This is a genomic window from Paenibacillus lutrae, from assembly GCF_009757775.1.
Classification (GTDB): Bacteria; Bacillota; Bacilli; order Paenibacillales; family NBRC-103111; genus Paenibacillus_F; species Paenibacillus_F lutrae.
Genome location: NZ_RHLK01000013.1, coordinates 143263 through 154211 on the forward strand (window position 1 = coordinate 143263; position 10949 = coordinate 154211).

General features: G+C 52.3%; 8 protein-coding genes and 1 rRNA gene. All 9 read left to right on the forward strand.

The genetic code is table 11. The features are described 5' to 3' along the window. The first annotated feature begins 1 nt into the window (after position 1). A complete protein-coding gene (locus tag EDM21_RS19105; protein ID WP_157338042.1) occupies positions 2-1390 on the forward strand; it encodes a GldG family protein in 1389 nt (462 codons plus the stop codon). Further along, positions 1387-2325, forward strand: a complete 939-nt coding sequence (locus tag EDM21_RS19110) for a DUF4340 domain-containing protein (RefSeq protein ID WP_157338043.1) — start codon at positions 1387-1389, stop codon at positions 2323-2325. Before EDM21_RS19105 ends, EDM21_RS19110 begins: the two co-directional genes overlap by 4 nt. A gap of 176 nt (positions 2326-2501) precedes the next feature. Next, positions 2502-2762 carry a hypothetical protein gene (locus EDM21_RS19115; protein WP_338044021.1) on the forward strand — a complete coding sequence of 87 codons (261 nt, stop codon included), beginning with the start codon at positions 2502-2504 and terminating at the stop codon, positions 2760-2762. A 59-nt stretch (positions 2763-2821) separates the two neighbouring features. Then, entirely contained in the window at positions 2822-4147 is a 1326-nt protein-coding gene (locus EDM21_RS19120; RefSeq protein WP_166542093.1) for a hypothetical protein, read from the forward strand. Between the two features lie 180 nt (positions 4148-4327). After that, positions 4328-4750, forward strand: coding sequence for a LamG domain-containing protein (locus tag EDM21_RS19125; protein WP_157338045.1), 423 nt, complete (start codon positions 4328-4330; stop codon positions 4748-4750). 279 nt (positions 4751-5029) lie between these two features. Then, complete coding sequence (pcrB, locus tag EDM21_RS19130; protein ID WP_157338046.1) at positions 5030-5716, forward strand: heptaprenylglyceryl phosphate synthase; 687 nt, start codon at positions 5030-5032, stop codon at positions 5714-5716. A 50-nt stretch (positions 5717-5766) separates the two neighbouring features. Continuing rightward, positions 5767-8091 (forward strand): DNA helicase PcrA, encoded by a 2325-nt coding sequence (gene pcrA, locus EDM21_RS19135; protein WP_157338047.1) that lies wholly within the window; start codon positions 5767-5769, stop codon positions 8089-8091. Between the two features lie 29 nt (positions 8092-8120). Next, entirely contained in the window at positions 8121-10148 is a 2028-nt protein-coding gene (gene ligA / locus EDM21_RS19140) for an NAD-dependent DNA ligase LigA (protein ID WP_157338048.1), read from the forward strand. Between the two features lie 724 nt (positions 10149-10872). Continuing rightward, a 16S ribosomal RNA gene (locus EDM21_RS19145) occupies positions 10873-10949 on the forward strand; the annotation flags it as partial.

Consider the following 10949-nt stretch of genomic DNA (forward strand, 5'->3'; position numbering starts at 1 on the left):
GATGAAGAAACTGTTGCGCGGTACAAATACGGCGGTACTCACCGTTGCGGTCATTGGTATTTTCATTCTGCTGACTTTCTTTCTTCATTCGTTAAAAGATTTTCAGCTCGATTTGTCCAAAAATAAAATGTACACACTTTCGGAGCAAACCATTGGTACTCTCCAAGGCTTAGATCAAGATATTCAAATTACTGCTTTTACCAATCCTATGGAAGATTCCGAAGGGGTCTTGACACGGGAAGTGACGGATATGGTGCAGGAATATACCAAACGGAACACCAAAATTACGTTTAAGCAGTACGACATGCTCAAGGAGCCGTCTAAAGCGCAGCAGTATGGGATTCAGCAGAGCAGTGTTATTTTTGAAAGCGGAGACCAGAAGAAAGTCGTCTCCTTCTATGAAATGTTCACGGGCGGGGCGGGCGACGGTTCCTACCAGTTTACTGGTGAGGAGAAGATGACGCAGGCGCTCAAGAGCCTGACCAGCAAGGAAAAACACACCGTGTATTTCCTCTCCGGGCATCAGGAGATTACACTGCAAGAAATGACAGCCTTGAAATCCAGTCTCGAAGGCGAGAATTATACGGTTCAAGAGCTTAACCTGTACCGTGAAGGCAAAATTCCGGATGACGCGGAGATGCTTCTGCTGATCGGACCCCAGACCGATCTGAACGATAAGGAAACCGAGCTGATTAAGAAGTATCTGGACGGAAAAGGCAAGATCTACGTAGCGCTGGGTTTCAGCAAAGACATGGCAACGGGCTGGAAAAACATCGATGCTATCATGAATACGTATGGAATTAAGGACCAGCATGCGGTAGCGATTGAGACCAAGCAGAGCACACTTTATGATCCGCTCACCCTTATTCCCGAATACGGCACTCACGCGATCACCAGCAAACTGTCCCAATATAATCTGCTTACGATGATGTCACTGACTGTCGCGCTAAATGCGGAAGACAAAGAAGGTTTCACGAGCACGCCTCTTATCCGGTCAACCGCGGGTGCGTACGGGGAGACGGACATTGCCGGCCTGATGCAGTCGAAGACGGATAAAGACGACAAGGACGTCCCGGGGCCTCTCAATCTGGGATATGCGGTTGAAGATAGAGAGGGCAAACCGAAAGCTGTTCTGCTCGGTGGTTCAACCTTCCTGATGGATGGTGAAATTACCGTACAAGGAAATCGGGATTTTGCGATGAACAGCATAGGCTGGCTGCAAGAGAAGAAAGATCAGGTTACGATTCGGCCAAGGCAGAATGAAGCATACCAGACAGCGACTCTGACACCGGGTCAAGCGCAAATCATTTTCCTGGGTGCAGTCGTCATATTCCCGCTGTTGTTCTTGCTCCTTGGCGGTTTCATCTGGTGGAGGAGGAGAAAAGGATGAAGAAGTTCATGCCGAGCCTGCTTCTGGTGGTATTTCTCGGAGGGCTCTGGTATGCCTGGAGCCAAGACTTTTTCAAAAAACAAAAGCCGCTTGAGCAGGCCAAAGCACTCGTTCAAGTTGATGTTCAAGAAGTACAGAGCTTCTCCATTGAAAATAAGGACCAGCCGGTGATTGAACTGATCCGTAATGATGACGGATGGTCCATGGCGAAGCCCTCTGCCGCGCCGCTTAACCCGAACTTGACGGAAGGCTGGATCGATTCGTTTAATTTGCTGACACAGGAGCGGGCTGTAGATGAGCATGCATCGGATCTTGCCAAGTTCGGACTGGCTGAGCCGTCTTCCGTGTACCGGGTTAGCCTGTCGGATGGAACAACCAAGGAAGTCAGGATCGGATCAGCGACCCCGGTTGAGGGATATGTATATGTCCAGCTTAACGATTCCCCGGTAGTTTACCAGGTGAATGCATCCTCGATCACGGCGCTGAATAAAAGACCGCTCGATTTTGTAGAAACGAATCCGGTGAAATTTGATTATGATCGGGTAAAAAGCATTTCGTTCAACTGGAAAGACCGCAAATGGGAATTGGTAAAAACCGAAGGGGACAAACCATCCGTCGAATCCAAATGGAAAATGGACGGAAAAGAGATCGAAGGCGCGGAAGCTGTTCAAATACTGGAGAGGGTACGATCCATGGATACGGAACAAATGCCCAAACCAGCACTAGAGGCGGCTGTCAAAGCTGTAGATTGGACGATGGAAATCGTCGAAACGATAGATGGCAAAGATCTCAAAAGTACGTATGAAGCCCGCCCCGACGAACATGCAGCCTGGGTAATCAGGCAGGGGGGAGAATGGGCGTACGCCATACCGGCCTCGTTTGCAGAGGAGCTGGCGGGCTTGGGAACACCGAAGTCTGGAGGCAGCGGCGGATAATCATTAAAGCGAATAAGCGAGGGACAAGGGCTTTCATGCCCTTGTCCCTTTTTTTATAAGGCAAGTTAAGCGGTAGACTACATAGCTTTGGATAAATATGGGCATGCTAGACACCACGTACAGGCTGAAGGATAGAACGGCAGACTGGTAATACAAGTTGAAGGGGTGAATCAAACGTGCGACCTGACATTGTTGACCAAAGGGAAGAGACTCGAATACCCGCGGCAGGCTTGGAACGGATGGGTGCTGTAACTATACCGGATTTGCAGTTGTTGGGGGATTTGATCCGTTTCGAGGATATCCTGGCCAAGCGATGCTCCGAAGCTGCGGAGCGTTCGTCGGATCCTGAACTGCGCCGTGTGTTCAGCGAATTGGCTGAACTTCGGCTCGCTAGAGCGCGGCAGCTTTTGACTGCGCTCAGAGGCGCGGAAATTTAACAGGACATGTAGAAAGGTTGTATGCTACATGCCCTTATCTGATTATGGAGGTGCTAATGATGCAGGAAAACCTACAAACCACCAGCCGGGCGGAAACAGAATGGGATCTGGCGGATCTCGCTGCGGCTGAGTTTAAACGCCTCGCTTCCAAGTATGCGGCGGCGGCCTGGAACGCCGACCAGCCGCAATTACGCGCCTTGTACAGAGAGCTTTTGCGGCGGACACTGGACGATCAGGACCGTTTGTATCAAGTGATTGCGGCACGGACGGGCAAGCGCAAAATGCATGAGGCCAATCCGGCCGAAGTACAGCGGGAAATTGCAAGGCATGACCGGGCTCTCCGGGAGCTCGAGCTTTTGATCCGCAAAGAGTACAGCCAGCAGCAGTTGCTTGAGGATCAGGACAAGTTCGAGGAGTTTCGGGCGAATTCAGCGGATGACCGTACGGAATCTTTCGCGGATCCGCTGAAGGCGCCTGAGGAAAACCCGGTTCCGGTTTTTAATTCGGCGGCAGAGCTGCCTCCTGCAGAGCCGTTTCAGCCGCCTTCAGCTCAGAGCGGAGGGTTCCGTGTTATGGGGAATGGGCTTCATGCAGAAGATATCTATGCGGCTGACACATCTGCTTCCGATGCGGACATTACGAGTGGGCCGGTGGGCCCTGGTTCGGATTCCGATCGTGTGTGGCAGTCAAGCGCTGCCGCTTCGGATAACGGCTCGTTTGTCCCTGCTCCTTCAATCCCTTCGGGGACGGGGGCGGATTCCGGCCGTATGCCTTATGTTGAGGGCGGACAAGCCGCACCTGTCGGTGAAATATCCGCTTCGTACGGCAGTTCTCCCCCGACCAGAGAAGTGCTGCCTGTAGATGGCCGCACGGTTCAAGCGGGGGACGGGTCGCCAGCGAGCGGACCAATGTCCGCCTACGGCAATGCTCATGCGTGGGGCGGTCCGCCATCTGCGGCCCCTCGCCCGCCGGCGTACGGTGCCCGCACATCCGTGCCTGCTCCGGCACCGGCGTACGGCGCCAGCGTGCCAGCGAGCGGCGTCTCGTCGCGGATTGGCGCCGCTGTGCCGGCAAACGGCGCCGCGCCCGCCTACGGCACACCGCCGAACGGCGCCGCCGGTCCGCCCGTCCGTTCCGAACCGGACGGGTCCCGTCCTCGGCCCTACGGACAATCCGTATGGCCGTATAACCCGCGCGGCGGCCCCGGGTCGCCTGCACAGCAGGCGGCTGCACCCTACGGCCGTCCGCAGCCGCCTTACGACCGCCCGGAGATCCGGGGCGGTCAAGGAGCAGAGCGCCCTGGACCTCCGGGTGCTCCGCAGCAGGCGTCCGCATTCACGCCGCCTGCTGCGCCTTTTACCGGTGGACCGCCGCGTCACCGGTAACCTTCCCTGCTGCGCGGCACGAAGTCCCGCAGCGATAAGACCAAGAGCGCCCTCGTTTTAAGAGGGCGCTCCTTTCTTTGTCCGTCGTGACAAAGAACATGGAATGAAAACCTTTTGTCCCACATATACAAGTTACAGGGATGTCCAAGCAACTTATTCTAGTAAAGGAAGTGTTCATTTATGCGTTCAACGCGTTTCAAAATGTCCTCGGTCCTTCTGCTTCTCCTGCTTTTCGCCTCCAGTAGTGTTCTGACGGCCTGCAGTCTTCTGAACAAATCCGACACCAACGCCGATCTTGCTGCCGCAGGCGGTCTGCCGGCTCTGGATGCGCAGCTTGATCAGAATGGCACGGCCGCTACCATCTCCTACAAAGTCCGTAATCTGGCTATCGCCGGAGACAGACTGGGGGAGACGCATACAGATGGACAGGGACATTTGCATTTGTATGTAGACGGAGTTCAGAAAGCCATGCTCAAAACCGATGCTCCGGTTCGGCTGGAGAACATCCCGCCTGGCAAGCACACCATCAAGCTTTCTCTTCAGCAGAACGATCACGTGGCTATTAATGTGGAGAAAGTATTCGAAATCGAAGTCAAGAAATAACCTCCGGGCCTACAGGCATTGCATACATACACCTCTGAAGAGATCCTCCGGCGCAAGAATCCGGGGAGGTCTCTTTTTTGGTTGTTAAAGCATTCTATAGAGATCCTTACTTAGGGTCTGACAGAAATTCTCCCTTTCGCGAACGTATATTCCTGTTTTATAATAAAAAGAAGCCAGTTTTCGTCATTTGACACACCCTGACGCGTAGCATAGACTGAGGGTATTGAAGTGCAGAGAGGCGGGCTTTCCGCCTATGCTTGAGCGGAGGGAAGATACGTTTTGATCGTAGACAGTTCCAAATGGAAACACGTGTTTAAGCTTGATCCCGATAAGGAAATATCGGATGAATCCCTGGACCGGATTTGCCTGTCGGGCACGGACGCTATTATTGTAGGAGGCTCTTCCGGCGTTACGTTTGACAACACCGTCGATCTGCTTTCACGCATACGCGGGTATGAAGTGCCTTGTGTGCTGGAGGTATCTGACTCGGAGGCAATCGTCCCTGGTTTCGATCTCTTTTTTATACCTATGGTGCTAAATGCGGAAGATCCCGATTGGATTCTGGGCCGCCATCATGAAGCGATAAAGGAATATGGCGCTATGATGGATTGGAACGAGATCCTTGTGGAGGGGTACGTCATCTTACATGCGGATTCGACTGCTGCCAAGATAACCAGAGCCCGTACTGGTTTAAGTGAAAGAGACGTGCAGGCATACGCCCGGATGGCGGAGCATTTGCTGCATCTGCCCATTTTCTATATCGAGTACAGCGGTACGTTCGGAGATATGGATTTGATCCGCAGCACCAAGCGGGTGCTGGAGACAACCCGCCTTTTCTATGGGGGCGGAATAGACGGGCCTGAGAAAGCGAGAATGGCAGCGGAAGCGGCCGACACTATCGTCGTAGGCAATCTTATCTATGAAGACTTGGAGCGTGCACTGGAGACTGTGCAGGCCTTGATATAATAAGCGGCAGCCGGCTGCAGCCGGAGGGGCCGTGGAAAGAAGGTACTTCCATGATTGATATACAGCAAGCTATACAGAGGCTTAACCCGCAGCAGCGCAAAGCCGTTGAAGCGACCGATGGTCCGCTTCTCATTATGGCAGGGGCGGGAAGCGGCAAGACCCGTGTGCTTACGCACCGAATCGCCTATTTAATCGGAGCCAAAAGAGTAGCGCCCTGGAGTATTCTGGCGATTACTTTTACCAACAAAGCCGCGCGTGAAATGCGGGATCGTGTAAGCCAGCTGATCGGACCGTCCGCGAATGACGTCTGGGTATCTACGTTTCACTCGATGTGCGTACGTATCCTGCGGAAAGATATTGACCGGATCGGATTTAACTCGAACTTCTCTATCCTGGATTCAAGTGACCAGCTCTCAGTTGTTAAAACCTGCATGAAAGAGCTGAATATAGACACGAAGAAATTCGAACCCAAAGCGGTTCAATCGGCGATCAGTACAGCCAAGAATGAACTCGTCACCCCTCAGCGCTTTGAACAGAAGGTTGGCGACTATTTTGACGGCCTTGTGGCCAAAGTGTATACCCTTTACCAGAAGAAGCTCAAAAGCAACAATTCCCTCGATTTTGATGATCTTATCATGTCTACGATCCAGCTTTTTACCGAAGTGCCCGAAGTGCTTGATTTCTATCAGAATAAGTTCCGCTTTATCCATGTCGACGAGTATCAGGATACGAACCGTGCCCAGTACATGCTCTGCCAGATGCTGGCCGATAAATCTAAGAATTTGTGCGTTGTAGGGGACTCCGACCAGTCTATTTATCGCTGGCGGGGCGCGGATATCACCAACATTCTGAATTTTGAAGAAGACTATCCGAACGCGACGACTATTCTCCTTGAGCAGAATTACCGCTCCACCTCGACCATTCTTCAAGCGGCTAACCAAGTCATCGGGAATAATACAGGCCGTAAGGCCAAGAACTTGTGGACCGACAAAGGGGAAGGCGATAAAATCCGTGTCTACCAGGCGGATTCCGAACATGATGAGGGCTATTTTATAGCAGGGGAAATTAACAAGAATACGGCCGCGGCCAAAAAATACGCCGATCACGCTATTTTGTATCGTACGAATGCACAGTCCCGGGTCATAGAGGAAATCTTAATTAAGTCGGATATCCCTTACCAGATCGTAGGGGGCATCAAGTTCTACGACCGCAAAGAGATTAAGGATATTCTCGGCTATTTAAGATTAATTTCTAATCCGGATGATGACATTAGTCTTGTTCGTGTTATTAATGTTCCGAAAAGGGGGATCGGGGGCACTACCTTGGATAAGGTAGCGGACTTCGCGGCCCGTCGCGGAATTTCGATGTATGCGATGCTGGAAGAAGTGGAATCGTTGGAGATATCGGCAAGAACGCGCAATGCTCTGGCTGATTTCCGTGAAATGATTTTTAATCTGAACCGGATGGTCGAATACTTGTCTGTTACGGAGCTGACAGAAAAAGTGCTCGAAATGAGTGAATACCGGCTGGAACTTCAAAGGGAGAATACGCTGGAATCCAAATCGCGCCTCGAGAACATTGACGAGTTCCTATCCGTTACGAATGAGTTCGAGACGCGCAACGAGGACAAGTCGCTGGTTTCTTTCCTGACGGATCTTGCCCTTATTGCCGACATTGATTCCATGGACAAGGATGATGAGCCGCAGGACTCTGTTGTACTCATGACCATGCACAGTGCCAAGGGACTGGAGTTTCCCGTTGTCTTCATTATCGGAATGGAGGAAGGCGTCTTTCCGCATAGCCGCGCGAACACGGATAACGAAGAGCTGGAGGAGGAGCGGCGCCTTGCTTATGTGGGGATTACGCGCGCTGAGAAAGAACTGTTCCTTACTTGCGCGAGAATGCGTATGCTGTTCGGACGGACAAGCGCGAATCCCCCTTCCCGTTTCTTGAAGGAGATTCCACAGGAATTGATGGAAGTGCTGGCTTCCGGCGGAGGGGGAAGCACGTTCTCGGGCTGGTCCCGCAGCGGCGGTACATCCTTCGGCAGCCGGAGTTCCTCCGGATTCGGCGGAGGAACTTCAGGGACAGGCTTCGGGCAGACGGCTTCCAGCGGCACATCCTGGGGGCAGTCCTCGGCAATGGGTAAACCGGCCGGTACGGTACGAAGTGCTCCCCGTACAGCTGTTCCTGCCGGCAACCAGCCTGCAGAAGGTTTCAAAATGGGTGACAAAGTCTCGCACGGCAAATGGGGGACGGGCGTTATTGTCGCGGTGAAGGGCAAGGGCGACGATACGGAGCTCCAAATAGCCTTTCCTGCTCCGGTAGGTGTCAAGCGTCTTCTTGCGAAGTTCGCCCCGATTACGAAACAGTAACTTTTATTTGACGGAGAGGAAGAATGCAGATGACCGACTTCGCTTCGGAGATGAGGACCCTCATCGAAGCTATCGACACGCATAATTATAATTACTACACGCTGGATCGTCCGGTGGTCAGCGATGCGGAGTACGATAAGCTTTACGACCGGCTTGTTGAGCTGGAGCAGACAACGGGGACGACTCTCCCCAATTCCCCTACTCTTCGTGTAGGCGGGGAACTGCTCAAAGGCTTCGAGCCGCACCGGCACCTTTCCCGGCTCTGGAGTCTCGACAAGACTCGTGATAAAGACGGCCTGAATGCGTGGCTTACACGCGTGCTCAAGCTAGTGGGGGACTATAACAAGAACAACCCCGAGCAGCCTTTGCCGCATCCGACCTTTGTCGTGGAGCTCAAATTCGATGGACTCACCCTGAACCTCACGTATGATCAAGGACGCTTGGTGCAGGCTTCCACTCGCGGGAATGGAGCTGTTGGTGAGGGGATTCTGGAGCAGGTGAAGACCATTCGTTCCGTTCCGCTTGAGATTCCATACAAGGATGGGATAATCGAAGTGCAGGGCGAAGGCCTGATGTTCTTGTCCGTTCTGGATCAATACAACCAGACAGCGGCCGAGCCGCTTAAGAATGCCCGGAATGCAGCAGCTGGCGCTCTGCGGAACCTGAATCCCAAGACGACGGCACAGCGCAAGCTTAATGCCTTCTTCTATAATATAGGCTACTCGGACAATATCCGCTTTGATAACCACCAGGAGATGGTGGCCTTTCTCAAAGACAACCGTTTTAAGGTCAGCCCGGATACCAATTACTTCGATTCCATTGATGACGTCATGAGCCAGTTGGAGAAGATCGGCTCCGAGAGGCTTAGTTATGATTTTCTGATCGATGGAGCTGTAGTCAAAGTGGCCGATATGCGTACGCGTGAAGTCCTCGGTTATACGGATAAGTTTCCGCGCTGGGCAATTGCGTTCAAATTTGAGGCGGAAGAAGTCACGACGGTGTTGGAATCCGTATCATGGGAAGTAGGCCGCACTGGTAAAATCACGCCGGTGGCAAGGGTGGAGCCCGTAGATTTGGCAGGTGTAACAGTTCAGAACTGTACGCTCAACAATATCGGAGATATCGAGCGTAAGAATTTGAAACATGCGCTGGGGAGTCTGGTCTACATCCGCCGCTCTAATGATGTGATTCCCGAAATTCTGGGGAAGGCAACGGAAGAAAGCGACGGGGAAGAAATTGTTTGCCCGACCCAGTGTCCTGCCTGCGGAACAGAACTGGAGCAGCGCGGCGCGCATTTGTTCTGTCCGAACCGGCTGGGTTGCCGTCCTCAAATGATCGGCCGTATTACACATTTTGCATCGCGGGATGCGATGGATATTGACACATTCAGCGTGATGACAGCCGAGCAGCTGTATCAGGAGTGCGGAGTGCGCGATCCGGCAGATCTCTACAAGCTGACTTATGACGATCTGATTAACCTCGATAGATTCGGGGAGAAAAAAGCCAATAAGCTCCTTGCCGCCTTCGACAAAAGCAAGGAATGCGATTTATCTTCCTTCCTGTTCGCGCTTGGAATTCCGAATACAGGCAAAACAACCACCCGCGTACTGGCCGATCATTTCGGCAGCCTCGAGAAAGTCATGCATGCGTCGATCGAAGAATTGATCTCTCTGCATGATGTCGGCGGGATTGTCGCCGACAGCATCTACACCTTCTTCCGCGATCCGCTCATGCAAGACAGCATCGCCCGCATGCAGGCGGCTGGTGTCCAGCCTCGCGCAGAAGAGAAACCCGCCGCCGCGGCGGACGAGAGCCATCCCTTCTTCGGCAAGACGATCGTGCTGACCGGTACGCTCAGCGCGATGAGCCGGGACGAAGCCGCAGATCGGCTCGAGGCCCTGGGCGCCAAAGTGACCGGCAGCGTCTCGAAGAAGACAGACATCGTCATTGCCGGCGAAAGTGCCGGCAGTAAGCTTGCCAAGGCTCAGTCCCTTGGCATCCGTGTCATAGACGACGAGCAGGAGCTTCTAGAGCTGCTCGGCCTCCAGCAGTCCTAGTTATTTGCACGTGCAGCTTTACGGATTTGCCCGGGCAATAACAGTCCATAGACCAGAAACCAGGCCGTAAATAGGCCTGGTTTCTTTTTATATGCTCAGGGAGAGGATTGAAATGCATAATACAGAAAGCTGGAATCTGATCAAAGCGCTAATAATCGTTATTTCTAATATATAGTTCCAGCTAAGCGCAGGTCACCCGTCCATAATAGAAATCGGGGGGAGGGGCGGAAGCATTGTATTTGATTGACGTGGACCTCGGAACTAATTATCGATTTGCGTTCGTAAAGTATACAGCGGTACAAATTAGCCTGGCGGATCTGCCGTGCCTTCATTTTTATCCATATCAAATGAGAGATAGCGAAACAACTAACCAAAGGGATATTCGCTATGCGATATTGCAATGCAGGCAAGCTCTTAGAGTTCGCTATCCCGACATTGCATTTCAGACAAGCTCATAGGGTAGGGCACCTTCTAAAAAATCCCTATATACCCAATATTGCCAGGAACGAAACGGCGTTTTAAAAATAATTTAATAAAAGGGTTGCATTTCAAAAACAAACCTGATAATATTAGTTCTTGTCACCGCGAGTGACGCAAACATTAAGTAAGCTCCTTGAAAACTGAACAGAACGAATTTACAAACAGCAAATGAGAAGAAATTCTCGTCAGCATTAAATTTTTGAGCTATTCAGCTTGAGATAAACGTCGGCTTCGGTCGACACCCTTATCGGAGAGTTTGATCCTGGCTCAGGACGAACGCTGGCGGCGTGCCTAATACATGCAAGTCGAGCGGAATCGATG